Origin of the sequence: Duganella sp. CT11-25, assembly GCF_047302815.1 — a bacterium.
Taxonomy (GTDB): domain Bacteria; phylum Pseudomonadota; class Gammaproteobacteria; order Burkholderiales; family Burkholderiaceae_D; genus Rugamonas.
In genome coordinates this window covers 793,356-819,188 of sequence record NZ_JBKBFD010000001.1, presented here as the reverse complement: position 1 = coordinate 819,188, position 25,833 = coordinate 793,356, and the positions used below count along the sequence as shown (strand labels likewise).

General features: G+C 63.6%; 26 protein-coding genes. 19 read left to right on the top strand and 7 right to left on the bottom strand.

The window, feature by feature from the left end; genetic code table 11:
- Positions 1-91: 91 nt before the first annotated feature.
- Complete coding sequence (locus tag ACEN9F_RS03225; protein ID WP_413417764.1) at positions 92-715, bottom strand: LysE family translocator; 624 nt, start codon at positions 713-715, stop codon at positions 92-94.
- A gap of 85 nt (positions 716-800) precedes the next feature.
- Between ACEN9F_RS03225 and ACEN9F_RS03220 the strand changes: the two genes are divergently transcribed.
- The 9 genes from ACEN9F_RS03220 to ACEN9F_RS03180 all read left to right on the top strand — a co-directional run bounded on the left by ACEN9F_RS03220 (position 801) and on the right by ACEN9F_RS03180 (position 12,169).
- Complete coding sequence (locus ACEN9F_RS03220) at positions 801-1,757, top strand: helix-turn-helix transcriptional regulator (protein ID WP_413417762.1); 957 nt, start codon at positions 801-803, stop codon at positions 1,755-1,757.
- A gap of 23 nt (positions 1,758-1,780) precedes the next feature.
- Positions 1,781-3,484, top strand: coding sequence for a S41 family peptidase (locus tag ACEN9F_RS03215; RefSeq protein ID WP_413417760.1), 1,704 nt, complete (start codon positions 1,781-1,783; stop codon positions 3,482-3,484).
- Positions 3,485-3,568: 84 nt separating this feature from the next.
- A complete protein-coding gene (locus ACEN9F_RS03210; RefSeq protein WP_413417758.1) occupies positions 3,569-4,351 on the top strand; it encodes a DNA/RNA non-specific endonuclease in 783 nt (260 codons plus the stop codon).
- A 2-nt stretch (positions 4,352-4,353) separates the two neighbouring features.
- On the top strand, positions 4,354-4,602 hold the full coding sequence (locus tag ACEN9F_RS03205) for a hypothetical protein (protein WP_413426952.1): 249 nt from the start codon (positions 4,354-4,356) through the stop codon (positions 4,600-4,602).
- Between the two features lie 4 nt (positions 4,603-4,606).
- On the top strand, positions 4,607-5,044 hold the full coding sequence (locus tag ACEN9F_RS03200; protein ID WP_413417756.1) for a hypothetical protein: 438 nt from the start codon (positions 4,607-4,609) through the stop codon (positions 5,042-5,044).
- 49 nt (positions 5,045-5,093) lie between these two features.
- Positions 5,094-6,800: a DUF4214 domain-containing protein gene (locus ACEN9F_RS03195; RefSeq protein ID WP_413417754.1), complete on the top strand. Its 1,707-nt coding sequence runs from the start codon at positions 5,094-5,096 to the stop codon at positions 6,798-6,800.
- Positions 6,801-6,871: 71 nt separating this feature from the next.
- The gene (locus tag ACEN9F_RS03190; protein WP_413417752.1) at positions 6,872-8,584 is read left to right on the top strand and encodes a DUF4214 domain-containing protein; all 1,713 of its coding nucleotides are present in this window, start codon (positions 6,872-6,874) and stop codon (positions 8,582-8,584) included.
- Positions 8,585-8,652: 68 nt separating this feature from the next.
- The gene (locus tag ACEN9F_RS03185; RefSeq protein ID WP_413417750.1) at positions 8,653-10,365 is read left to right on the top strand and encodes a DUF4214 domain-containing protein; all 1,713 of its coding nucleotides are present in this window, start codon (positions 8,653-8,655) and stop codon (positions 10,363-10,365) included.
- 91 nt (positions 10,366-10,456) lie between these two features.
- Positions 10,457-12,169: a DUF4214 domain-containing protein gene (locus ACEN9F_RS03180; protein ID WP_413417748.1), complete on the top strand. Its 1,713-nt coding sequence runs from the start codon at positions 10,457-10,459 to the stop codon at positions 12,167-12,169.
- Here the strand turns inward: ACEN9F_RS03180 and ACEN9F_RS03175 are convergent.
- Together ACEN9F_RS03175 and ACEN9F_RS03170 are read right to left on the bottom strand one after the other, a co-directional pair.
- Complete coding sequence (locus ACEN9F_RS03175) at positions 12,151-13,152, bottom strand: diguanylate cyclase (protein WP_413417747.1); 1,002 nt, start codon at positions 13,150-13,152, stop codon at positions 12,151-12,153. The genes ACEN9F_RS03180 and ACEN9F_RS03175 overlap by 19 nt on opposite strands.
- A gap of 18 nt (positions 13,153-13,170) precedes the next feature.
- Positions 13,171-13,992, bottom strand: coding sequence for a sensor histidine kinase (locus ACEN9F_RS03170; RefSeq protein ID WP_413417745.1), 822 nt, complete (start codon positions 13,990-13,992; stop codon positions 13,171-13,173).
- 144 nt (positions 13,993-14,136) lie between these two features.
- On the opposite strand from ACEN9F_RS03170, the gene queE reads away from it, so the two are divergent.
- Genes queE through ldcA form a run of 5 tightly spaced genes read left to right on the top strand, consistent with a single transcriptional unit; the run spans position 14,137 to position 17,657 of the window.
- Positions 14,137-14,772 (top strand): 7-carboxy-7-deazaguanine synthase, encoded by a 636-nt coding sequence (gene queE, locus ACEN9F_RS03165; protein ID WP_413417743.1) that lies wholly within the window; start codon positions 14,137-14,139, stop codon positions 14,770-14,772.
- Between the two features lie 12 nt (positions 14,773-14,784).
- Positions 14,785-15,234, top strand: coding sequence for a 6-carboxytetrahydropterin synthase QueD (queD, locus tag ACEN9F_RS03160; protein ID WP_413417741.1), 450 nt, complete (start codon positions 14,785-14,787; stop codon positions 15,232-15,234).
- Positions 15,224-15,721, top strand: coding sequence for a tRNA adenosine(34) deaminase TadA (tadA, locus tag ACEN9F_RS03155; protein WP_413417739.1), 498 nt, complete (start codon positions 15,224-15,226; stop codon positions 15,719-15,721). Before queD ends, tadA begins: the two co-directional genes overlap by 11 nt.
- A gap of 52 nt (positions 15,722-15,773) precedes the next feature.
- Positions 15,774-16,718 (top strand): alpha/beta fold hydrolase, encoded by a 945-nt coding sequence (locus tag ACEN9F_RS03150; RefSeq protein WP_413417737.1) that lies wholly within the window; start codon positions 15,774-15,776, stop codon positions 16,716-16,718.
- An 18-nt stretch (positions 16,719-16,736) separates the two neighbouring features.
- Complete coding sequence (gene ldcA / locus ACEN9F_RS03145; RefSeq protein WP_413417735.1) at positions 16,737-17,657, top strand: muramoyltetrapeptide carboxypeptidase; 921 nt, start codon at positions 16,737-16,739, stop codon at positions 17,655-17,657.
- Between the two features lie 8 nt (positions 17,658-17,665).
- Here ldcA and ACEN9F_RS03140 read toward each other — a convergent pair whose 3' ends face one another.
- On the bottom strand, positions 17,666-18,031 hold the full coding sequence (locus ACEN9F_RS03140) for a hypothetical protein (RefSeq protein WP_413417733.1): 366 nt from the start codon (positions 18,029-18,031) through the stop codon (positions 17,666-17,668).
- 171 nt (positions 18,032-18,202) lie between these two features.
- Here ACEN9F_RS03140 and ACEN9F_RS03135 point away from each other — a divergent pair, with 171 nt between their 5' ends.
- The 3 genes from ACEN9F_RS03135 to nadC all read left to right on the top strand — a co-directional run bounded on the left by ACEN9F_RS03135 (position 18,203) and on the right by nadC (position 21,904).
- A complete protein-coding gene (locus ACEN9F_RS03135; protein WP_413417731.1) occupies positions 18,203-19,804 on the top strand; it encodes an ABC-F family ATPase in 1,602 nt (533 codons plus the stop codon).
- Positions 19,805-19,886: 82 nt separating this feature from the next.
- A complete protein-coding gene (gene nadA, locus ACEN9F_RS03130; RefSeq protein ID WP_413417730.1) occupies positions 19,887-21,041 on the top strand; it encodes a quinolinate synthase NadA in 1,155 nt (384 codons plus the stop codon).
- Positions 21,038-21,904, top strand: a complete 867-nt coding sequence (nadC, locus tag ACEN9F_RS03125) for a carboxylating nicotinate-nucleotide diphosphorylase (protein WP_413417728.1) — start codon at positions 21,038-21,040, stop codon at positions 21,902-21,904. Before nadA ends, nadC begins: the two co-directional genes overlap by 4 nt.
- Positions 21,905-21,945: 41 nt before the next feature.
- Here the strand turns inward: nadC and ACEN9F_RS03120 are convergent, their stop codons facing one another.
- A complete protein-coding gene (locus tag ACEN9F_RS03120; protein WP_413417726.1) occupies positions 21,946-22,074 on the bottom strand; it encodes a hypothetical protein in 129 nt (42 codons plus the stop codon).
- Between ACEN9F_RS03120 and ACEN9F_RS03115 the strand changes: the two genes are divergently transcribed.
- Positions 22,060-22,734, top strand: coding sequence for a substrate-binding periplasmic protein (locus ACEN9F_RS03115; RefSeq protein WP_413417724.1), 675 nt, complete (start codon positions 22,060-22,062; stop codon positions 22,732-22,734). The two genes, ACEN9F_RS03120 and ACEN9F_RS03115, sit on opposite strands and share 15 nt — an antisense overlap.
- Before the next feature lie 121 nt (positions 22,735-22,855).
- Positions 22,856-23,635: a PEP-CTERM sorting domain-containing protein gene (locus ACEN9F_RS03110; protein WP_413417722.1), complete on the top strand. Its 780-nt coding sequence runs from the start codon at positions 22,856-22,858 to the stop codon at positions 23,633-23,635.
- Here the strand turns inward: ACEN9F_RS03110 and ACEN9F_RS03105 are convergent.
- Together ACEN9F_RS03105 and nadB are read right to left on the bottom strand one after the other, a co-directional pair.
- Positions 23,632-24,162, bottom strand: coding sequence for a GNAT family N-acetyltransferase (locus ACEN9F_RS03105; protein WP_413417720.1), 531 nt, complete (start codon positions 24,160-24,162; stop codon positions 23,632-23,634). The genes ACEN9F_RS03110 and ACEN9F_RS03105 overlap by 4 nt on opposite strands.
- Before the next feature lies 1 nt (position 24,163).
- On the bottom strand, positions 24,164-25,777 hold the full coding sequence (gene nadB, locus ACEN9F_RS03100; protein WP_413417718.1) for an L-aspartate oxidase: 1,614 nt from the start codon (positions 25,775-25,777) through the stop codon (positions 24,164-24,166).
- Positions 25,778-25,833 lie beyond the last annotated feature (56 nt).

Sequence of the window (25,833 nt, the reverse complement as noted above, 5' to 3'; positions counted from 1 at the left end):
GTTGTCGCAGTTGAAATAATAAGCATAGCCTCTGGTAGGGCTGGATGTTTGAGAGGGCTGGAACCTTAACGGGTTCCAGCCCTTTTTGTTTTCAAACCTGGCTTGCGCTCAGGATCGCGGTGGCGATCAGCAGCAGGCCCATGATGCGGGCGGCCACCGTCGATGCGGCCGGATGCGCGGCGAACCAGCCGCTGGCGCCGCTCGCGGCATACGCCAGCGCGCCGTAGACGCCCAGCTGGGTCAGCGCCGTGATACCGCCCAGCACGCCGGACTGCACCCACAGCGGTCCCTGTCCAGGCCGAAGGAATTGCGGAAAGATCGCCAGCATGAAGATGTAGGCCTTGGGGTTGAGCAGGCTGGTGGTCAGCGCGCGGCGGAAGATGACGCCGTCGGCCATCGCTTCGGCGCCCGGCGTCGGGTGGAAAATGCTGTCGCTGCGCAGCAGGGTGTAGCCCATCCATGCGATATAGACGGCGCCGCCCAGCAGCATGAGCTTGAACAGCGGCGGCCAGACCTGCAGCACCACCGCCACGCCCAGCGCGCCCATGCACAAATGGCAGAAGCCGCCGACGACGATGCCGCTGACCGCCGCCATGCCGGCGCGCCGCCCGCCCAGCATCGAGCTGCCCATGACGAACGCCATGTCCAGTCCGGGCAGGGCGACCACGCCGAATACCACGATGAAATACAGCCAGAGATTGGCGGCCTGTGTCATGTCTCGCTCCTGAAAATGTTCGTTTGGAACAGCATAAAGAGTAAATAGGACGGATTTGGCCCTGTTTTCCTGATATCTTTGCGGCATGTACCATCCAACTACCCGGGTTTTGGCCGTGCTGGAGCTGTTGCAGACGCATGGCCGCATGAGCGGCGCCGACATGGCCAGGCGACTGGAGGTCGACGGCCGCACGCTGCGCCGCTACATCGTCATGCTGGAGCAGATCGGCATCCCGATCACGGCGGAGCGCGGCCGCCACGGCGGCTACGCGCTGATGCCGGGATTCAAGCTGCCGCCGATGATGTTCACCGACGACGAGGCGCTGGCCTTGTCCCTGGGCCTGCTCGCGGCGCGCGGGCTGGGACTGGCGGAAGCGGCGCCGGCGGTGGCCAGCGCGCACGCCAAGCTGGAGCGCATCATGCCGGATGGCCTGCGGCGCCGTGTCAGCGCCATCGATGACACGGTGCGGCTGGATCTGCGCGCGCCGTCGTATCGCGATGCGCCGCCATCCGACAATGCGGCGCTGAGCGCGCTCAGCATGGCGGCCAAGGAGGGCAGGCGCGTACACCTGCACTACCGCGCCGGCGGTGTGGACAGCGAGCGCGATTTCGACACCTACGGCCTGGCTTACTACGGCGGCTACTGGTATGCGGTCGGCCACTGCTACCTGCGGCAGGACATGCGCACCTTTCGGCTGGACCGCGTGCGGCAGGTGTTGCCGGCGCGCGGCCTGGTGCGGCGTCCGCCGGGATTCGACGCGCTGGAACACTTGCGGCTGGCGGTGGCGACGGTGCCGCGCAGGTTCGCCGCCAGGATATTGATGCAGACCGACCTGGAAAGCGCGCGCCGCGCCTTCATCGACACCATAGGCCTGTTCGAGCAGACCGCCGAAGGCGTGCTGCTGCACAACCAGTCGGATGAACTGGGCTGGCTGGCGCGCCAGCTGGCCGCCGCGCCGTTCGAGATCCGCGTGCTGGAACCGGAAGCCCTGCGCGACGAACTGCGCACGGTAGGCGAGCGCTTGTTGCGGGCGGCTCTTTAGAAACCAACCATTTCAAATCAGATATGCTTAAGAAGATTCTTCGCCAGTTTTTCTGTCTTTGGATTTTTGTCTCGGGCTGTGCATTTTCCGAGGTCCATGACCATGAGTTCGATGACGGCTCGCAGATCAGGCTTGGGGCGCTGACGCCGGTGCAGACCGACAATCTGGTTTTGCTGGGCAAGGTATGGGGATTCATCAAATATCATCATCCGGTGGTGACCACAGGCCAGAAGCAGTGGGACTTTGAGTTGCTGCGCATCTTGCCTCAGGTGCTCGCCGCGCCTGACCGCGCGGCAGCCGAAACCGTCATGCATCAGTGGATAGAGAAGCTGGGACCGATCGCCGATTGCAAGCCTTGCTCCACCCTCGATGCCAAGGAACTCCAGCTGGCGCCGAAGCTTGAGTGGCTGAATGACACTGGATTGCTCAAGGAGGACCTGAACCGCATTTATGCCAGGCGCAGCGCCGCCGCCGAGCAGTTTTACGTAACCCAGGTTCCGAATATCGGCAATCCCCAATTCGCCAACGAGCTGCCCTACAAGGACATCCAGTTTCCGGATGCCGGGTTCCAGCTACTCTCGCTTTTCCGCTTTTGGAATATCATCGAGTATTGGGCGCCGTACCGCGATCAGATCGGCGAGGACTGGGACGGCGTGCTGCGGCAATCCATCGCCAGGGTCACCTTGGCCAGGAGTCGCCAGAGCTATGAGCTGGAAATGATCGCGGTGATCGCACGCATACACGACACGCATGCCAATTTATGGAGCTCGCTCGCCGTGCGGCCGCCGGTCGGCGACTGCAGCCTTCCCGTCGTCGTGCGTTTCGTTGAAGGCCGCGCCGTCGTCACCGCCTATGCGGACGAGGAGGCAGGCAAGGCCAGCGGTCTTCAGGTCGGCGACATGATCGAAGCGATGGATGGCAGTCCTGTGGACAAGCTGATCCAGGCGTGGCGCCCTTACTACGCCGCCTCCAATGAACCGACACGGCTGCGCGACATGGCCAGGGGCTTCGGCGCGGGTGCTTGCGGGCCGCTTGCCGTCCGGGTGCGGCGCGCCAGCGGCCCGCAGGAGTTGACCGCCACCCGCGTGTCGAGAACGCTGTTGAGACGGCCGACCACGCACGACCGGGCGGGCGATACCTTCCAACTGCTGCCCGACAACATCGCGTATATCAAGTTGTCCTCCATCAAGCGGACCGACATTCCCACGTATATGAAACTGGCTGCGGCAAGCAAGGGCTTGATCATCGATATTCGAAACTATCCATCTGATTTTGTTCCTTTTGCCCTCGGCCAGCATCTGCTCGACCGGCCGACGGACTTTGTGCGCTTTACCGTGGGCGACCTCAGCAATCCAGGCGCATTTCATTGGGGGGCCCAGTTGAAAATTGAGCCGCAGCAGCCGCACTACGCCGGCAAGGTCATGATACTGCTCGACGAGACCTCCCAGAGCCAGTCCGAATTCACGGCGATGGCCTTGCGCATCGGTGTGCGCGCGAAAGTGATCGGCAGCACCACCGCAGGCGCCGACGGCAACATCTCGCCGTTTTCCTTGCCGGGCGGCTTGAGTTCCATGATCAGCGGCATCGGCGTTTTTTATCCGGGCAAGCAGCCGACGCAAGGTGTAGGCATCCTCCCCGACATCGAAGTCAAACCGACCATCCGTGGCATCCGGGCGGGCCTGGACGAGGTGCTGGATGCGGCCATTGCTGAAATACGCCGGGACTGATGGGCTGCGCACGGTAGGCGAGTGCTTGTTGCGGGCGGCACGCGTCCGCTAGAATGCCGCCACGAAAAACTTCCTTAAGGAACCATGCATCTCTTACAGCGATCCGTGACCGCTGCCGCGCTCCTGTGCGGCCTGTTTTCCTCCGGCCTGGCCCTGGCCGGCAACTGCCCCTCCTTTTATGTCGATGGCCGCCTGCCGGAGATCCGCAACACCAAGATGAATGCCGCCACCACCGAGTTGTGCTACGGCGTGTTCGGCGTCATGCACTCCGCGATCACGCGCACGCCGCTGTGGTCGGCCGAGCATCTGACGGCGGAAAATATCGAAGCCGCGAAAAACCTGTCGCGCGAAAATTCCTTCCATACAGAATCGCGCCTGCCGCCGTTTGCGCGCGCCGAACTGTCCGACTATGCGCGCAGCGGCTACGATCGCGGCCACATGGCGCCCAACGGCGACATGCCGGACCGCCGCAGCCAGCATGAAAGCTTCACGCTGGCCAACATGGTGCCGCAGGACGCCGACAACAACCGCCATGTCTGGGCCGGCATCGAGGGCGCGGTGCGCAAGCTGGCGCGGAAGGAGGGCAACCTGTATGTGATCACCGGCCCGGCCTTCATCGGCGGCAATCTGCAAAAGGTCGGCAACGTGCTGGTGCCCACGCACTTGTACAAGCTGGTGTACAGCCCGCGCCAGCGCGCCGGCGCCGCCTTCTTCATCGAGAACCGCGCCGACGCCGAATATGCGATGCTGAGCATCGCCCAACTGGAGAGCAGGGTGGGCATCGACCTGTTGCCGACATTGTCGGCGAACGAGAAAAATGCCATGCTGCGCCTGCCCAAGGTGAAACCACGCAAAGACCGGAGCTGATGATGCATCAATTTGTACCCTACAAGAACGAGTCCGATGTGCTGAACATCGGCGGCCTGCAGATCGAGAACCGCCTGGACCGCGTCACCCTCAGCGGCGATGTCGACCTGACCGCCGACCAGGCCGGGCTGGCCGACGCCCGCGCGCTGCACCAGTTGCTGGGCGCGGTGGTGGCGGCGCTCGAAGGGCGGGACTTGCCGCCCACCTTGCCGGCGGCCGCCAGCGTGACCGTGGCCAATCCGTTTGAGTGACGCCATGGCGATCCATTTCAACTCGGACGCCGAGATCGCCGCCATCGGCCAGGGCTTGCTCGAACGCACGCTGCCCAAGGCCGAGTGGACCCACGCCGCCCACCTGGCCGCCGCCGCGTGGCTGATCGCCGCTTGCCCGCAACTGGATCCGGCGCGCGACATGCCCGGCATCATCCGTGCCTACAACGAGACGAGCGGCGTGGCCAACACCGACACCGGCGGCTATCACGACACGATTACCCAGGCCTCGCTGCTGGCGGTGCGCGATTTCCTGTCGCGCCAGCCGCCCGGCACGCCGCTGCATGTCGCATGCGAGCGACTGATCGCCTCGCCCTACGGCAGCAAGACATGGTTGTTGGAATATTGGACGCCCGAGATGCTATTCTCCAAGGAGGCGCGGCGCAGCTGGCTGGCGCCCGATCGCGCACCATTGCCTTTTTAGAAGGCAATGTTAATATGGCTTACCTTTAAAATTTCCATATGGCAACGTCATGACCTTTGTTACCGGCAATAATTCGATCGATTCACTGCTGTACAGCAGCTGGAATCCGGTCGCGGGTCAGGCGGTTTCGCTGACCTACAGCTTTTTGACCAGGGTGCCGGCCGACGCCACGTCCGACGACGCCAATGGTTTCAAGGCCATGACGGCCGGGCAGCAGCAGGGCGTGCGCGAGGCGTTGGCGACCTGGGCGGCGGTGGCCAACATCAGCTTCACCGAGGCGGCGTCGGGCGGCGACATCCAGATCGGCACCAACGACCAGGGTACGCAGAGCAGCGGCTACGCCTACCTGCCCGGCAGCGGGTCGGTCTCCTTGTTCACCAACAACAAGAACACTTACAACTTCAGCTTTGCCGACGGCGATTTCGGCATCGCGGTGCTGATCCATGAGCTGGGCCATACGCTGGGCCTCAAGCATCCGGGCGACTACGATTCGACCGGCACCTCGATCGAAGGCCCGTTCCTGCCAGCGGCGACGGACAATGTCGACTACACCCAGATGTCCTACAACACCGGCGCCGGTTTCAAGCTGAACGGCAACTACGGCATCACACCGATGCTGTACGACATACAGGCGATGCAGTATCTATATGGCGCCAACATGAGCTACCACACCGGCGCCGACACCTACAGCTTCGGCAGGGACGCCGCGCTGCAGTGCATCTGGGACGCCGGCGGCACGGACACGCTCGACTTTTCCAGTTGCAGCACCGCGACCATCATCAACCTGAACGCGGGCAGCTTCAGCGAGACCGCGCCGGGCTACAACAATATCTCGATCGCCTACAACGTGACCATCGAACGCGCCATCGCCGGCAGCGGCGGCTCGACGATTTATGCCAACGCGGGCGGCAATGTGATCATCGGCGGCGCCGGCAGCGACATCATCCACGAGGGCGCCGGCAACGACCAGATCACCGGCGGCGGCGGCCGCGATACGGTGATTTTCGACAAAGGCTTCTCGGCTTTCACGGTCGGCGGCAGCCTGGCGGCGCTGACGGTATCCGGCGACGGCGTCGATACGTTGAACGGCATCGCCACGCTGAAGTTCAGCGACCGCACCATTGAGCTGGCCAACTTCGACGCCGTGCAGGGCGGCACCGCCAATGCCGATGTGCTCGTTGCCGGCGCCGGCAACGAACTGATTACCGGCGGCGCCGGCATCGACGTGCTCAAGTTCAGCGGTGCCCGCAGCGGGTACCAGGTGGGCGCGAACGGCGCCGGCTTCATTGTCGCCGACCAGCTGGGCAGCGGCGGCACCGACTTGCTCAGCGGCATCGAACGCTTGCAGTTCGCCGACGGCAGCGGCGTGGCGCTCGATATCGGCGGCGCGGCGGGGCAGACCTACCGCCTGTACCAGGCCGCGTTCAACCGCACGCCGGACGCCGGCGGCGTCGGCTTCTGGCTGGACCAGCTCGACCATGGCCTGACCCTGTTAAAAATGTCGCAATTCTTTCTCGACAGCCCGGAGAGCGTGCGCACCTATGGCGCGCTGGACAACACGGCCTTCGTCAACCTGATCTACGCCAATGTGCTGCACCGCGCGCCAGACGCCAGCGGCCTGGATTTCTACCTTCACGGTTTCGACGCCGGCCAGTTCACCCGGGCGCAGGTGCTGCAAGGGTTCTCCGAGTCGCCCGAAAACCAGGCGGCCGTCATCGGCTCGATCACCAACGGCGTGACCTACACCATTGTCTAGTTAATAAATAGTTGCCTTGATGTAATTACGTGTTAAGATTGCCATCTTTTATATTTTTTGGTGGCAACAACATGAGTCTTGAAAGCGGCGACATTTACATCGATGCCCTGGTGGGCGGCAGCTGGAAAACCAAGCCGGGCACGGGCGCGGTACTGACCTACAATTTCATGACCACGGCACCGACGGATGTGCCGGACGGCGATGTCACCGGGTTCGCGGTGCTGACCGCCGTGCAACAGGACGGCGTCAAGAAGGCATTGGCGACCTGGGCCGCCGTCGCCAACGTCAGTTTCTTCGGCTTCAGCGGCAGCGGCGATATCCAGTTCGGCACCAGCAACCAAGGCACCGACAGCGGCGGGTTCGCCTATATGTCCCGCGGTCCCGGCGATCCCGCCTATGTCTTCACGAATAACGTGTCGGACGTGAATTTCAGCTTCGGGGACGGCGGCTACGGCCTGATGACCATCATCCACGAAATCGGCCATGCGCTGGGGCTGAAGCATCCGGGCGACTACAACGCCGGCGGCGCCGTCGCCAAAGGCCCGTTCCTGCCGGAAGACTACGACAACACCGACTACACGCTGATGTCGTATAACGACGGCTACGCCTTCTATGCGCTCGGCAAGTACGCCGCGACGCCGATGATGCTGGACATCCAGGCCGTGCAGTATCTGTACGGCGCCAACATGACGTATCACGCCTTCGCCGACACCTATCGCGTCACCACCAGCACCGCGCCGATGTGCATCTGGGACGCCGGCGGCACCGATACGCTGGACTTCTCGGGCTGCAGCGGCAAGACGGTGATCGACCTGAACGAGGCATCCTTCAGCTCGACGGGGGGCGATAACTACAATGTGTCGATCGCCTACAACGTGGTGATCGAGCGCGCCATCGCCGGCAACGGCGGCTCGGTCATCATCACCAACGAAGAGGGCAACACCATCATCGGCGGCACCGGCGACGACCTGGTCTACCTCGGCGGCGGCGACGATGTCGTCACCGGCGGCGGCGGCAAGGACACCGCGGTGTTCTATAGCGACTACTCGGACTACCTGCTGAGCGGCACCACCGCCAGCCTCAAGGTGGTCGGCGACGGCACCGATATGCTGAACGGCATCAAGGAACTGAAATTCGACGACCGCACCATCGACCTGAGCGGCTACGTCGCCGTGCGCGCCGGCACCAACCTCAAGGACGTCATCACGGCCGGCGCGGGCAATGAACTGGTCACCGGCGGCGCCGGCCTGGACGTGGAAAAGTTCGGCGGCGCGCGCGCCAATTACACCGTCAAGGCGGACGGCGGCGCATTCACCGTCACCGACCTGGCCGGCAATGGCGGCAAGGATCTGCTGGGCGGTATCGAGCGCCTGCAGTTCGCCGACGGCAGCGGCGTGGCGCTGGACATCGACGGCGCCGCCGGCCAGACCTATCGCCTGTACCAGGCCGCGTTCAACCGCAAGCCGGATGCCGGCGGCGTCGGCTTCTGGCTGGACCAGCTCGACCATGGCCTGACGCTGTTGAAAATGGCGCAGTTCTTCCTCGACAGCCCGGAGAGCGTGCGCACCTATGGCGCGCTGGACAACACCGCCTTCGTCAAGGTGATGTACCAGAACGTGCTGCACCGCGCGCCCGATGCCGAAGGCCTGAAGTTCTATCTGGATGGCTTCGACGCCGGTGCGTTCACGCGGGCGCAGGCGCTGCAGGGCTTCTCGGAATCGGCGGAAAACCAGGCCGCCGTCATCGGTTCCATCACCAACGGCGTGGAGTACACGATCGTCTAGCCGCTTGGTTGCCTTTTCGTTAAACGTCGTGCTAGGATTGCCATCTTTTCACATTTCTCGATGGCAATATGAGTTTAACAACTGGCGACAACACAATCGATGCCTTGGTGGGCAGCAGCTGGAATACCAAGGCGGGCAAATCCGTGGCGCTGACCTACAGCTTCATGTCCCAGTTGCCCGACGTGGCCAAGCTGGCCAGCAAGACCGGCTTCCTGCCGATGACCGCGACGCAGGAAGCGGGCGCCGAGAAGGCGATGGCGCTGTGGGCGGCGGTCGCCAACGTGACCTTCACCGAGGTGGCCAGCGGCGGCCAGATCCAGTTCGGGACCAATAACCAGGGCACCGCCAGCTCCGGGTCCGCCTATCTTCCCGATGGGCGCGGGAATCCGGTTTACCTGTTCATCAACAACGTCGCCAGCGCCAACAGCAGCTTCGCCGATGGCGGCTACGGGCTGGAAACCATGTTGCATGAGATCGGCCACACACTGGGACTGAAGCACCCCGGCGATTACGATGCCACCGGCGCCACCACCAATGGCCCGTTCCTGCCGAAAGACAGCGACGTGCGCTCCAATACGATCATGTCGTATAACAACGACGCCAGTTTCGACCTGCTCAGGAAGTACGGCGACACGCCGATGCTGTACGACATCCAGGCGATGCAATATCTGTACGGCGCCAATATGACGTATCACACCGGCGACGACGTCTACAAGTTCACCGACAAGTCGGCGCCGCAGTGCATCTGGGACGCCGGCGGCAGCGACACCCTCGATTTCTCGGCCTGCACCGGTTTCACCCGCATCGACCTCAATTCCGGCTACCTCAGCACCACGGCACCCGGCTACGACAATGTCAGCATCGCCTATCACGCGACGATCGAGCGCGCCGTCGCCGGCAACGGCGGCTCGGCCATCTATGCCAACGACGCCGGCAACATGCTGCAGGGCGGCATCGGCGCCGACAGTTTCCATCAGGGCGCGGGCAACGATACCGTGATTGGCGGCGGCGGCAGCGATACCGTGTTCTTCACCCACAATTATGCCGACTACCTGTTCACTGGCAACCTCAACACGCTGACGGTGACAGGCGAGGGCACCGATCTGCTGACCGGCATCAGCAAGCTGCAGTTCGCGGACCGGGCCATCACGCTGGGTATTTACGCCGCAGTGCAAACCGGCACCGGCGGCAATGATGTGCTGACCGCCGTGGCGGGCAGCGAACTGGTGACGGGTGGGGCAGGCCTCGACGTCGAGAAGTTCGGCGGCACCCGCGCCAATTACAGCGTCAAGGCCAATGGCGCCGAGTTCAGCGTACTCGACATGTCGGGCAATGGCGGCACCGATTTGCTCAGCGGCGTGGAGCGCTTGCAGTTTGCCGACGGCAGCGCCGTCGCGCTGGATATCGGCGGCGCGGCCGGCCAGACCTACCGCCTGTACCAGGCCGCCTTCAACCGCAAGCCGGACGCCGGCGGCGTCGGCTTTTGGCTGGACCAGCTCGATCACGGCCTGTCGCTGTTGAAAATGGCGCAATTCTTCCTCGACAGCCCGGAAAGCGTCAGCAACTACGGCAAGCTGGACAACACGGCCTTCGTCGACCTGATGTACCAGAACGTGCTGCACCGGGCGCCGGACGCTTCGGGCCTGAAGTTCTACCTCGACGGTTTCGACGCCGGCACATTCACCCGCGCGCAAGTGCTGCAAGGTTTCTCGGAGTCGTCGGAAAACCAGGCCGCCGTCATCGGTTCGATCACCAATGGCGTCGAATACACGATCGTCTAAGCCACCGGGCATGCGATGAAAGCAACTTATGTTGCTTTTTGATTAGCACATGCTAGAATTACCATCTTTTCTATTTCATGGTGGCAATTTTATGAGTTTGACGAACGGCAGCGTTTATATCGATTCCCTGGTATCGACCAGCTGGAACAGCACGGCGGGCAAGCCGGTCGTCCTGACCTACAGTTTCCTGACTGCGGCGCCGACCGACTATGCGGCCAAGGACGTCAGCGGCTTCGCCGCCATGAACGCTGCCCAGGCGGCCGGCGTCAAGGCGGCGTTGGCCAGCTGGTCGGCTGTGGCCAATATCACCTTCGTTCCTGTGGCCAGCGGCGGCCAGATCGAATTCGGCACCAGTGACCAGGGCCACGACAGCGGGGCCTTCTCCTACCGCCCGGACGGGCACGGCTCCACGCTGTACGTGCTGTCCAACAATACGTTGAATGTGAATTTCGACATGACAGCCGGCAATTACGGCCTGTCGACGCTGATCCACGAGGTCGGCCACACGCTCGGCTTCAAGCACCCGGGCGACTATGGCGCGGGTACCGGCACCACCGTCGGCCCGTTCCTGCCTGCAGACTATGAGAACCGCGATTATTCGATCATGTCGTACAACGACGGCGCCGGTTTCGAATGGTCGAATTCCTATGACGCCACGCCGATGGTGTTGGATATCCAGGCGATACAATACCTGTACGGCGTCAACAAGTCCTACCATGCGTCCGACGACACCTACCGCTTCACCGACACGTCGGCGGCGCAATGCGTCTGGGACGCGGGCGGCAACGACACCTTCGATTTCTCGCAGTGCACCCAGCGCACGCTGATCAATCTGCGCGAGGGCGGTTTCAGCTCGACCGAGCCGGCCTACTCCAATATCAGCATCGCGTTTAACGTGAATATCGAGAAGGCGATCGCCGGCAGCGGCGGCTCGTACATGTTCGCCAACAACAATGGCAACACGCTCGTGGGCGGCGCCGGCACCGATATCATTTACGAAGGCGGCGGCAACGACACCATCAGCGGCGACGGCGGCGACACGGTGGTCTTCCAAGGCAATACCGACGCCTTCACGCTCAGCGGCAGCAAGCTGGCACTGACGGTGATCGGCCACGGCAGCGACACCGTGAGCAACATCGGCACGCTGGAGTTCAACGACCGCACCATCAGACTGAGCAACTACGCCACGCTGCAAGGGGGCACGGCCGATAACAACGTCTTTACCGCGGTGGCCGGTAACGAGCTGGTGACCGGCGGCGCCGGCCTCGACACCGAACAATTCGGCGGCAAGCGCGCCGACTACAAGATCACGGCCGACGGCCGGGACTTTACCGTGACCGACAGCGCCGGCAACGGCGGTGCCGATTTGCTGGCCGGCGTCGAACGCCTCAGGTTCGCCGACGGCAAGGCGGTGGCGCTGGATATTGACGGCGCGGCCGGCCAGACCTACCGCCTGTACCAGGCCGCGTTCAACCGCAAGCCGGACGCCGGCGGCGTCGGCTTCTGGCTGGACCAGCTCGATCACGGCCTGTCGCTGTTGAAAATGGCGCAGTTCTTCCTCGACAGCCCGGAAAGCGTCAGCAACTACGGCAAGCTGGACAACACGGCCTTCGTCGACCTGATGTACCAGAACGTGCTGCACCGCGCGCCGGACGCTTCGGGCCTGAAGTTCTACCTCGACGGTTTTGACGCCGGCACTTTCACCCGCGCGCAAGTGCTGCAGGGCTTCTCGGAATCGTCGGAAAACCAGGCCGCCGTCATCGGTTCGATCACCAATGGCGTCGATTACATCCCGGTGGCCTGACCGCCGGGCAGGCTGATGCGGTTGCGGCCCATGTGCTTGGCGCGGTAGAGCGCCGAGTCGGCGGTCGCCACCAGCTGGCTGGGATCGTTTTCCGGCGCCGCCAGCGCGGTCGCCGCGCCGATGCTGACCGTCACCACGTGCTGCTTGCTGCCCAGGTTGGGCAGGTGCAGCTGCTCCACGCGGCAGCGGATGCGCTCGGCGACGATGGCCGCGCCTTTCAGGGACTGGTTGGGCAGGATGACCGCGAATTCCTCGCCGCCGTAGCGCGCCACCAGGTCGTTGGCGCGCATCTCGCTCGACACCGCGCAGGCGATGCGCTGCAGGCACTCGTCGCCGCCCAGGTGGCCGTAGGCGTCGTTGTACTGTTTGAAGTTGTCGACATCGACCATCAGCAACGACAAAGGCTGCTGCTGGCGCAGCGCGCGCTGCCACTCGGCCTGCAGGGTGTCGTCGAAGCAGCGGCGGTTGGCCAGGCCGGTCAGGCCGTCGCGCGTGGCCAGCTGTTCCAGCGCCACCTGGGCGCGTTTTTCATCGGTGACGTCGCGCAGGGTTTCCACCACGGCCACCAGCTTGCCGTCGCCGTCGAAGATCGGGCTGGCGTCGGCGGCCAGGTAGCGGCGCCGGCCCAGGCGCGGCATGTCGCACCAGTTCTCGGCGCACAGGTTGTTGTCGGTGTCGTTGCGGCGCGCGTGCTGGTGGTACAACTGGTGCAGCTCGGCGCTGCGGCCCTGTATCACCAGGTCGGCCAGCGTCGGGCGCTGCTCCTGGTAAAAGCTCTTCCAGTGATCCGAGGTGCCCAGCACCTCCCAGTCCTGCACGCCGGTCAGGCGTTCGCAGGCGCGGTTCCAGATGATGACCTTGCCATTGATATCGACCACGAACGTGGGAATCACCAGCAGTTCCATCAGCTTGAGCGCAAAGCCGTGCTGCTGGTCCGCCTGGTTGGCCTCCATCAGGTGCTGGATCTTGTTGCTTCCGTTCATGGCCGCGCCTTTTGGTTTTTATTGGATCGGGAAGGACATCGTGAGCGCCGTGCCGAAGCCGGGCGTGCTGGCGATGTCGAAGCGGCCGCCGGCTTCGGTCACGCGCTGGGCGATGCCGCGTAAGCCGCTGCCGCGCGCGGCCGGCGGATGCGGCAGGCCGACGCCGTTGTCGCGCACCGTCAGGCTCAGGCTGTTTTCCTGGCGGAAGATGCCGACGCAGACTTCCGACGCCTGGGCATGGCGCACGATATTGCTCAGCGATTCCTGCAGCACGCGGTAGACCATGTTTTCCACGCTGCCGTCCGGCCGGGCGCTGAAGACTTCCGGCTCGGCGTCCAGACGGCAGGGAATGCCGCTCAGGCGCGAGAATTGCTCGACCTGTTGCTGGACCGCCCCCTGCAGCCCGGATTCCAGCGCTTCGGGCTGCAGATCGCGTACTATCGAACGCAGGGAGCGCGTGGTTTGCCGGATGCGGTCTTCGAATTGCATCAGCGGCCGGCTTAGCGCGGGATGCTGCTCGGCCAGGACGCGCGCGTCCATGCTCAGCGCCAGCAGATGCTGGCCCAGATCGTCGTGCAGATCGCGCGCGATGCGGCGGCGCTCGGCGTCGCGCAGCGACTGCTGCGCTGCGCTGAGATGACAGACTTGCTTGCGGGTATCGGCCAACGCCAGCTCGGCCTGGTCGTGCTGGTCACGTTCCTGGCGCAGCATGCGGCGCAGCGTCGCCAGCTCGGAGCGTTGCCGATACTGCCTCCAGAGCAGGAGCAGGGCGGTCAATGCCAGCACGCAGGCGCCGGCGGCGATGATGTCGATTTCAAAGGCGGGTGATGCATATCTCATGGTGTATCGTCTCCGGGATGGATTGCACCGAACGAAAATACCGTGTTTGCGGCGTTGCAGCATTGTGAAAAGTCAACTTTCGTCAGGATGCCCGGGAAAGTGTCATGTCGGATATAATTGAGGGTTGTCCAATCAGGAAATATCGTGACTTACAGCATCAAAGAGATTTTCTACACGCTGCAGGGCGAGGGCGCCCATGCGGGCCGTCCCGCCGTGTTTTGCCGTTTTTCCGGCTGTAATTTGTGGACCGGCCGCGAGAGCGACCGCGCCAGCGCCGTGTGCCAGTTCTGCGATACCGACTTTGTCGGCACCGACGGCGAAGGCGGCGGCAAGTTCAAGACGCCGGAGGAATTGGCCGCGACCATCAACGCGCTGTGGCCGGCATCCTACCCGGCCAGCAAATATGTGGTCTTCACCGGCGGCGAGCCGCTGCTGCAGCTGGACAAACCGCTGATCGACGCGATGCACGCGGTCGGCTTCACCATCGCGATTGAAACCAACGGCACGCTGCCGGTGCCGGAAGGTGTCGACTGGATTTGCGTCAGCCCGAAAATGGGCTCGACGCTGGTGGTGACCAAGGGCAGCGAAATCAAGGTCGTGATCCCGCAGACGGGGCAGGACCTGGCCGCTTACGAGCATCTGGATTTCGAGAATTTCTTCGTGCAAGCGATGGACGGCCCGCTGGCCGAGTTCAATACCAAACTGGCGATCGAGACCTGCAAGCGCAATCCGAAATGGAAGCTGAGCCTGCAAACCCATAAACTTTTACAAATACCTTAGAAGAAACAAGTCATGCTGACCATTACCCGTAAGCTGGAATTCGACGCCGGCCACCGCATTCCCGACCACAAGAGCCAGTGCCGCAACCTGCACGGCCACCGCTACACGCTGGAAATCACGCTGACCGGCAAAATCATCACGGCCGAAGGCAATTCCGACAACGGCATGATCATGGACTTTTCCGACATCAAGGCGCTGGCCAAGGAGCACCTGGTCGACGTCTGGGACCACGCCTTCATCGTCTACGAAAAAGACGCCGCGGTGCGCGATTTCCTGGCCACGCTGCCGAACCACAAGACGGTGGTGATCGACCGCATCCCGACCGTGGAAAACCTGGCGCACGTGGCCTTCGGCATCCTCAAGGAAGCCTACAAGGACCGCTACGGCACAGGCCTGCACCTGCACAAGCTGGTGTTGCACGAAACCCCGAACTGCTGGGCAGAGATCACCGATGCCGGATAAGGAGCATCCAGCGCTGCATTTCATGCGGCTGGCGCTCGAACAGGCCCGGCATGCGCGGGACCTGGGCGAAGTGCCGGTCGGCGCGGTGGTGGTCAAGGACGGCGCGGTGATCGCGGTCGGCTACAACCAGCCGATCGGCAAGCACGACCCGACCGCGCACGCGGAAATCGTCGCCTTGCGCGCGGCCGCCGAAGCGCTGGGCAACTACCGCCTGCCGGGCTGCGAGTTGTATGTGACGCTGGAGCCGTGCGTGATGTGCTCCGGCGCCATGATGCATGCGCGCCTGGCCAAGGTGGTGTACGGCGCCGCCGACCCCAAGACCGGCGCGGGCGGTTCGGTGGTCAACCTGTTCGAGCAGGAGCAATTGAATCATCACACTGAGATCGCCGGCGGCGTCATGGCCGAGGAGTGCGGCGCCATGCTCAAGAGTTTCTTCGCTGCCCGCCGCGCGGCAGCCGCTGCCGCCAAGCGGGGCGCGCAAGATTAGTAAAAATGGTATGCTGAAGTCCAAGTAACCGGCACTATTCTGGGAGACGGCTTTGGCTACCGCGCACGCAAACGGCATCACGATCGCCTACGAAACCAGCGGCAATCCGCTCGACACGCCGGTGCTGCTCATCATGGGGCTGGGCATGCAACTGATCGCCTGGCCGCAGGACCTGGTCGACGGCCTGGTGGAGCAGGGCTATTACGTGATCCGCTACGACAACCGCGATATCGGCCTGTCCAGCAAACTCCACCGCTACAAGAAGCCCAACCTGGTGCTGGCCTACCTCAAGTCGCTGGTCGGCTGGAAGCAGGCCAGCGGCTACACGCTCCACGACATGGCCGACGACGCGCTGGGCCTGCTCGACGCGCTGGGCATCGGCAAGGCGCACGTGGTGGGCGTGTCGATGGGCGGCATGATCGCGCAGATCTTCGCCGCGCGCTTTGCCGGCCGCACGCTCAGCCTGACCTCCATCATGTCCAGCAGCGGACGGCGCGGCCTGCCCGGCCCGACGCCGGCCGCCCGCAATGCGCTGATGCGCGCGCCCGCCGATCCGGGCGACCGCAAGGCGGTGGTGGACCGCGGCGTGGCCGTGATGCGGCTGATCGGCAGCCCGTCGTTCCCGACGCCGGAACGCACGCTGCGCGCCAGTATCGAGCGGGCGCTGGATCGCAGCATCAGCCCGGACGGGCTGGCGCGGCAGATGGTGGCCATCGTCGCCTCCGGCGACCGCACGCCGTTGCTGCGCAAGATACGCTGTCCGGCGCTGGTGATACACGGCGCGGCCGATCCGCTGGTGCCGCTGGCCTGCGGCGTCGATACGGCGGAGGCCATTCCCGGCGCCCGCCTGCAGGTGATCGAAGGCATGGGCCACGATCTGCCGCCGCAGCTGATCGAGCGCCTGCTGGCCTTGCTCGACCACCACCTGCGCGGTAATATGGTGCCGGAACCTCCTCCGCTGGCCCCGCATCGCGCCGGCAGCGGCACCCACCATTGAATCACTGACAGAGACACTTTGAGCACATCGAAAATCGGCATCGCGATTGCCGCACCGGGCGGCGCCGCGCCCGACAACGCGGCCCTGCAACTGGGCGTGCAACGGCTGGAGCAGCAAGGCTTCCTGGTCCACAACTATTACGACGACGACAAGAAATTCCAGCGCTTCGGCGGCACCGACGCCGGCCGGCTGGCGCAGCTGAACGCGGCCGCTGCCGATCCCGACGTGCGGATCGTCGTGGCCTTGCGCGGCTCCTACGGCATGAGCCGCTTGCTGCCGCGGATCGATTTCCGCAAGATGGCCGACAGCGGCAAGCTGTTCGTCGGCTACAGCGATTTCACCGCCTTCCAGATGCCGCTGATGAAGCAAACCGGACGCATCAGCTTTGGCGGCCCGATGATGTGCGACGATTTCATCCGTGCCGAGCCGGTGGACTACACGCTGAACCAGTTCTGGGATTGCCTGCGCGGTCCGGTGCACACGGTGCGCGGCGCGGTGGCCGAGGGCGGGGCGGACAATCCGGTGATCGATGTCAGCGGCAAGCTGTGGGGCGGCAACCTGGCGATGATGGTCAGCCTGCTCGGCACGCCGTATTTTGCGGCGATCGACAACGGCATCGTCTTCATCGAGGATATCAGCGAGCACCCGTACCGGGTCGAGCGCATGGTGCTGCAGCTGTTTTACGCCGGTGCGCTGGATGGCCAGCGGGCGCTGGTGCTGGGGGATTTTTCGGGCTACAAGCTGAGCCCGATGGACAACGGCTACGACTTCGAGGCGATGTTGGCGTATCTGCGCCAGTGCCTGCCGATCCCGGTGCTGACCGGGCTGCCGTTCGGCCATATCAAGGAGCGCGCCACGCTGCCGTATGGCGGCATGGCGCACCTGGTGTCGGACCGGCGCGGCTTCGCGCTGACGATCGGCGACTACCCTACGTTGTAGTTGCCGTACTACCGCATCGGCGCGGGAGGCGGATAGATGATGATGGGCGCCGGCGGAGGTGCCGGCTGCGGCGAGGGCGAAGGGGCTTGCTGAATCTTCCGGATTTCGGTCTGCAATTGGCCGAGCGCGGAATTCAGCATATAGCCTGTTACCGAAGTGGAAACAGTGACGCCGGCCAGCACAATGCCGGCGACCCATTTGTACAAATCCGTCAATGTGCGGTTCCAGCGCGCTTCCATTTCGGCCCGATAGGCTTGGTCCATGGCGGATTGCTCGGCCCGGTGGGCATCGTACAGCGCGGATTGCTCCCTGAGCGCCGTCATCAGGGCCGCATCCCGGGCATCGATATAGTCTTTGTCGGTCGTCGCACGCATCGGGCTATCGTGATTCCCGGCTCCGGCATTGTCAATCTCGGCAAGATGGTGACTTGAGGTGCCTCAATTCTCTGTAAGTGCTTGTTTTATATAGGGGTATCCCACGGACATCCTTGATTGCTGTATAATCCCGCCTTTCCGCGTCACCTCTATTCAAAGTCCAAGTCCAATATGCTCTCTACAGCAAACATCACGATGCAATTCGGCGCCAAGCCGCTGTTCGAAAACATCTCCGTCAAGTTCGGCGATGGCAACCGCTATGGCCTGATCGGCGCCAACGGTTGCGGCAAGTCCACCTTCATGAAAATCCTCGGCGGCGACCTGGAACCGTCGGGCGGCAACGTGATGCTGGATACGAACGAGCGCCTCGGCAAGCTGCGCCAGGATCAGTTCGCCTTTGAAGAGATGCGCGTGCTGGACGTGGTTATGATGGGCCACACCGAGATGTGGGCGGCGATGCAGGAACGCGATGCGATCTACGCCAACCCGGAAGCCACCGACGACGACTACATGAAGGCCGCCGACCTGGAAGGCAAAGTCTCCGAGTACGACGGCTACACCGCCGAATCGCGCGCCGGCGAACTGCTGCTGGGCGCCGGCGTGGCCATCGACCTGCACCAGGGCCCGATGAGCAATGTGTCGCCGGGCTGGAAGCTGCGCGTGCTGCTGGCGCAGGCGCTGTTCTCGAACCCGGACATCCTGCTGCTCGACGAACCGACCAATAACCTGGACATCAACACGATTCGCTGGCTGGAAGATGTGCTCAACGAGCGCAACTCCACCATGATCATCATTTCCCACGATCGCCACTTCCTGAACCAGGTCTGCACCCACGTCGCCGACATGGACTACGGCACGCTGAAGATCTATCCGGGTAACTACGACGAGTATATGTTCGCCTCGACCCAGGCGCGCAACCAGCAACTGGCCAACAATGCGAAAGCGAAAGAGAAGGTCGCCGAGCTGCAAGACTTCGTGCGCCGCTTCGCCGCCAACAAATCCAAGGCCCGCCAGGCGACTTCGCGCGCCAAGCAGATCGAGAAGATCAAGGTCGACGACATCAAGCCGTCGTCGCGCGCCTATCCGTTCGTGCGTTTCGACGGCGAGAAGAAGCTGCACCGCCTGGCGGTGGAAGTCGATTCGATCGCCAAGAAATACGACCGCCAGCTGTTCAACAACTTCAGCATCATGGTTGAAGCGGGCGAGCGCATCGCCATCATCGGCGCCAACGGCGCCGGCAAGACCACCATGTTGCGCTGCATCGGCGGCGACGACATCGCCGGCCTGCACGCCGACCACGGCATGGTCAAGTGGGCGGAAAACGCCAACGTCGGCTACATGCCGCAGGATCCTACCGAAGAGTTCGCCGACGGCGACACGCTGACCGACTGGATGGGCAAGTGGACCAAGGAAGGCGACGACGACCAGGCCGTGCGTTCGATCCTGGGCCGCCTGCTGTTCGGCGGCGACGAGGTGAAGAAGTCGGTCAAGGTGTTGTCCGGCGGCGAGAAGGGCCGCATGATGTACGGCAAGCTGATGCTGGGCCGCCACAACGTGCTGCTGCTCGATGAACCGACCAACCACATGGACATGGAATCGATCGAGTCGCTGAACATCGCGCTGGAAAAATACGCCGGCACGCTGATCTTCGTGTCGCACGACCGCGAGTTCGTATCGTCGCTGGCCAACCGCGTCATCGAGATCAAGGAAAACGAAGTGGTCGATTTCCGCGGCAACTACGAAGACTACCTGACCAGCCAGGGCATCGATTAAGCTTCCCCAAAGAATCCCGCTCCAAGCGGGATTCTTCGCAATATGCCATAGTTTAGCCACGTTTCACGTCTAACCGAACATCATGCAAACCATCGAGATCAAACCCGTCGAGTACGAACATCCACAAGACGGAGCCAGCTGTACCGCCCACGCCTGGGCGCGCACGCCAGCGACTCCTTCCCCCGATCAACGCATCGTCCTCAAGGAACGCATCAAGCGCCTGCTGAAAGAAAAGCAGGCGGTGCTCGTCTCCCATTACTACGTCGACGCCGACCTGCAGGACCTGGCCGAGGAAACCGGCGGCTGCGTCTCCGATTCGCTGGAAATGGCGCGTTTCGGCCGCGACCATCCGGCCAAGACGCTGGTGGTGGCGGGCGTGCGCTTCATGGGCGAAACCGCCAAGATCCTCAGTCCTGAAAAGCGCATCCTGATGCCGGACCTGGACGCGACCTGCTCGCTGGACCTGGGTTGCCCGGCCGACGAATTCGCCGCCTTCTGCGATCAACATCCGGACCGTACCGTCGTCGTGTACGCCAACACCAGCGCCGCCGTCAAGGCGCGCGCCGACTGGATGGTGACCTCGTCGATCGGCCTGGACATCGTCAAGCACCTGCACGAGCAGGGCAAGAAAATCCTGTGGGCACCGGACAAGCACCTGGGCGGCTACATCCAGAAGCAGACCGGCGCCGACATGCTGCTGTGGCAGGGCTCCTGCCTGGTGCACGACGAATTCAAGGGCGTCGAACTGGAGCTGCTGAAGGCCCAGTATCCGCAAGCCAAGATCCTGGTGCACCCGGAATCGCCGGCCAATGTGGTGGCGCTGGCCGACGTGGTCGGCTCGACCACGCAGATCATCAACGCCGCCGTCGAGTCGGACGCCGATACCTTCATCGTCGCCACCGACAACGGCATCCTGCACAAGATGCGCGCCGCCGCACCGGGCAAGCGCTTCATCGAAGCGCCGACCGCCGGCAACAGCGCCACCTGCAAGAGCTGCGCGCATTGCCCGTGGATGGCGATGAACGGCCTGCAGAACCTGGCCGACCTGCTGGAAAACATGGACAATCCGGCCGCCAGCGCGGCCAACGAGATCCACGTCGATCCTGAAATCGGCAAGCAGGCGGTCACCTCCATCAATCGCATGCTCGATTTCGCCGCGGCGAAAAAAGCCAAGGTACAGCCTGGCGCCGACCTGGCGAAAGAAGCGCAACTGTTTTCGGGAATCGGTCCGGCATGAGTACCCTGGTCAATACCTTCGCGCCGTTCGACGAGGCGCTCAAATCGGCTTTTGAAGCCAACCTGCTGGCCGCGCTGCTGGAAGACGTCGGCAGCGGCGACCTCACCGGCCTGCTGGTGCCGGACGGCGGCCGCGCCACCGCGCGCGTCATCGTGCGCGAGGACGCCGTGCTGTGCGGCGCGCCGTGGTTCGAAGGCGTCATGAACTGCATGCAGGCCGGCATCGAGATCGACTGGCAATACGCCGAGGGCGACCTGATGACGGCCGACAGCCTGGTCTGCACCATCCAGGGCCCGGCGCGCGCGCTGCTGACGGCGGAACGCGCCGCGCTCAACTTCCTGCAACTGCTGTCCGGCGTGGCGACGGCGACGCGCAAGTATGTCGACCTCATCGCCGGCACCCGCGCCGCCATCCTCGATACGCGCAAGACGCTGCCCGGCCTGCGGCTGGCACAGAAGTACGCGGTGCGCGTGGGCGGCGGCCAGAACCAGCGCCTGGCGCTGTACGACGGCATCCTGATCAAGGAAAACCACATCGCGGCGGCCGGCGGCATCACCAAGGCGGTGCTGGCGGCGCAGCGCCTGGACAAGGGCGTGTCGATCCAGGTGGAAGTGGAGTCGCTGGATGAGCTGCATGAAGCGCTGGCGGCCGGCGCCGTCTCCGTTCTGTTGGATAACTTCAGCAACGACATGATGCGCGAAGCTGTTAAGATCAACGCGGGACGGGCGCTGCTGGAAGCTTCCGGCGGCATCAACTTCGATACCGTCAGGGCGATCGCCGAAACCGGCGTCGACCGCATCTCCATCGGCAGCCTGACCAAGGATATCCGCGCGACGGACTATTCGTTGCGCATCGTGGGGTAAAACACACAGGGAGGCCGCGCTTGCCGATTGCTCTCACACGTTTAAGTGTTGATGGTGATGGCCGGCGGCGGGCCCTGCGCTGCGTCGGCGGCCTTTTCCTGTCTTTCCTGCCGCTTGCGGCGCAGGCCCAGCCTGCGGCAATCCGCGAATTGCGCGTGGTCGGCACCCATTTTGAACGTATCTACGAACGCCGCTCCAACGGCGAGTTTGCCGGCATGGGGGTGGAACTGGTGCGCCTGGCGGCCAGCCAGTTCGGCTATCAAGTCCGGTTCGAACTTTTTCCTTGGCGGCGCGCCCAGCTTCTGGTGACGCAGGGCGCGGCCGACGTGCTGGTCGGCCCCTACAAAGCGCCCGAGCGCCTGAAGACCATGCAGTTCAGCAAACAGGCTTTTTTCCAGGACCAGGTGGCGTTCTATGTGCGGGCCAGGGAGATCCCTCTGTGGGAAGGCGACTATGCGACCTTGAAGGGCAAGCGTATCGCCACGCTGAACGGCTGGAGCTATGGCCCGGCGTTCACGGCGGCGCTGCCGGCTTTGAACACCAGCGTGACCAATACGGTGGAAAACGGCTTGCGGATGCTGTTGCACAACCACGTCGATCTGTTTGCCAGCAACCGGCGCGATACCGATCCGGTGATCGTGGCGCTGGGCATGACGGACCAGTTGCTGGCGCTGGCGCCGCTGATCGACGTCCAGGATGCCTACTTCGCTTTTTCGCTACGGCCACGTCATGCCGGGCTGCCGGCGCAATTCGATCGCCTGTTGGCCGAGTTGAAGGCGCGGGGCGAGCTGAGCAGGCTGGCCAGGCGTTACCAGGTCGACATTCCCTAGCATATCCTACGGCCGCGCACGATTGAAAGTTGGCAAAATATAATTATCTATAAAATAATTAAAGATAATATAATTAACACTCTGTTGTGTTATTTATACTTTTAATTATGGGGCTAGATAGATGAAAAAGAAATATTTTGCGGGTGTGGCAATGCTGGCGGCGATCGCCGGTTCGGCGCAGGCGAGTGGTTTCACCAACGGCGGTTTTGAAACGGGACAGACCACCGGCTGGACCACCGGCGGCGGCTATCGCGGCAATGTGGACAACACTGCGCTGTTGCCGACGGACTTCCTGCCATCCGGCGCCTACTACGGCGATAGCGGCGCGCGCGGCGAAGTCATTTCCAGCGGCTATGTCGATCCCAACCTCGGCGCGCTGCTGGGCTCCACGGTCTACACCGGCCAGCATGCTTACCGGGCGGAAGACACTTACTCCGGCGGCTACGGCACGGTGATCAGCCAGAAAGTCAGCAACTACACCGACTCGAACATTTACTTCGCCTGGAAGGCCGTGCTGGAAAACGGCGGCCACGAAGGCTACGAATCGGCGGTGATGGTGCTGACGCTGACCGACGACACCACCGGCCAGCTGCTGGTCAGCCGCACCTACAACGCCGGCTACACGGGCAGCGGCGTGGATGCGCGCTTCAGTTCGGAAAACGGCCTGTTCTACACGCCGCAATGGCAGATCGAGCAACTGAGCATCGACCAGGCCAACCTTGGCCACAGCTTCACGCTGTCCCTGCTGGCGGCCGATTGCGAGCCGACCGGCCACACCGGCTATGCCTACCTCGATGGTTTCGGCGGTATCGCGCCGGCGGTGCCTGAGCCGGGCACCTACGCGATGCTGCTGGCGGGCCTGGGCATGCTGGGCTGGGTCAAGCGCCGCAAGAAAGCTTAAATTCCTTTGCGCATGCGCGCCAGCGGTACCTGGATGGGGCCGGGCAGGGTGATCTCGAACGGCTCCACCACTTCAAAACCGCAGGCCAGGTAGAGCGGCACGCCCGGCATGGTCGCTGCCAGTTCCAGGGTACGGAAGCCGCCCGCCGCCGCCGCGTCGGTACAGTGCCGCAGCAGCATCCGGCCCAAGCCCCGGCGCGCCGCCGAGGGATCGACAAAGAAGGCGCGGATGCGGGCCGGCTCGGTGGCCGGATCCAGCAGCGGATCGGCGCCTTGCTTGGTGCGGTCGGCGCCGAACAGCGTGCTGCGCTTGCTCCAGCCGCCGCAGGCCAGCAGCTTGCCGTCCTGCTCGATCAGGAAGTAGGTCTGGTCGGCCACCAGCTGGGTGTCGACGCCGAACACATGGCGGGTCACCGCTTCCGCCTGTTCCTTGGAGTAAAACCCCTCGCTCAATGCGATGCCGGAGCGCGCGATCAGCGCTTCCATCGCTGGAATGTCGTCCGGCCGGGCCGCGCGCACCTGTGTCATCTTATTTGCGGCGCGATGGCGTCAGGATGCTCGGCAGCGCCTTCGGCAACGTCTCCGGATAGTCGCGGCTGAAGTGCAGGCCACGGCTTTCGTGCCGTTGCAGCGCACTGTTGACGATCAGCGTGGCGACGTCGACCAGGTTGCGCAGCTCCAGCAGGTCGTGCGTGATGCGGAAGTTCTGGTAGTACTCGTCGATTTCTTCCTTCAGCAGCGCGATGCGGTGCTGCGCGCGTTCCAGGCGCTTGGTGGTGCGCACGATGCCGACATAGTTCCACATGAAGCGGCGCAGCTCGTCCCAGTTGTGGGAGATGACCACTTCCTCGTCGGCGTCGGTGACCCGGCTTTCATCCCAATCCGGCAGGTAGGGCACTTCGCCTTTTTCCTTGGACGCGATGTCGGTGGCGCAGGCGCGGCCGATCACCACGCATTCCAGCAGCGAGTTGCTGGCCAGGCGGTTGGCGCCGTGCAGGCCGGTGCAGGCGGTCTCGCCGACCGCGTACAGGCCCGGCAAGTCGGTGCGGCCGTGCAGGTCGGTGACCACGCCGCCGCAGGTGTAGTGCGCGGCCGGCACGATGGGGATCGGCTGCTTGGTGATGTCGATGCCCAGCTCCAGGCAGCGCGCGTAGATGGTCGGGAAGTGCTCGATCAGGAACTCGGCCGGCTTGTGGCTGATGTCCAGGTGGACGTAGTCCAGGCCGCGCTTCTTGATCTCGAAGTCGATGGCGCGGGCGACCACGTCGCGCGGCGCCAGTTCGGCGCGCTCGTCGTGCGCCAGCATGAAGCGGAAGCCGGCCGCGGCGCCGGCCTCGGGCGGCAGTTTCAGCAAGCCGCCTTCGCCGCGTATCGCTTCCGTGATCAGGAAGGACTTGGCGTACGGGTGGTACAAGCAGGTCGGATGGAACTGGATGAATTCCATGTTGGACACGCGGCAGCCGGCACGCCAGGCCATGGCGATGCCGTCGCCGCTGGCGGTGTCCGGATTGGTGGTGTACAGGTAGACCTTGCCGGCGCCGCCGGTGGCCATCACCGTGTGCTCGGCCGAGAAGGTCAGCACCTGGCCGGTCTTCTCGTCTTGTACATACAGGCCGTAGCACTTCGGCTGGGCGTTGCCTTTTTTAACCGGATGCAGCTTGTCCGAGGTGATCAGGTCGATCGCGCAATGGTGCTCGAACAGCGTGATGTTCGGGTGGGCGCGGACCTTTTCTTCCAGCGTGGTCTGCACCGCGTTGCCGGTGGCGTCGGCGGCGTGGATGATGCGGCGCTGGCTGTGGCCGCCTTCGCGCGTCAGGTGGAAGCCCAGTTCGGCCGATTCGTCGCGGGTGAACGGTACGCCTTGTTCGATCAGCCATTCGATCGCTTCGCGGCCGTGTTCGACGATGAAGCGCGTGGCGCTTTCGTCGCACAGGCCGCCGCCGGCGATCAGAGTGTCGTCGATGTGCTGGGTATAGCTGTCGCCGGAATCGAGCACCGCGGCAATGCCGCCTTGGGCCCAGTTGCTGGCGCCATCTTTCAGCGCGCGTTTGGAAATGATCGCGACCGTGCGCGTTTCGGCCAGATGCAGGGCGACCGACAGGCCGGCCAATCCGCTGCCGACAATTGCAACATCAAATTTCATGATTACGTGTTGGATGCACTAAGGAACCATGACTATAGACTATTTGTCATAGCCGC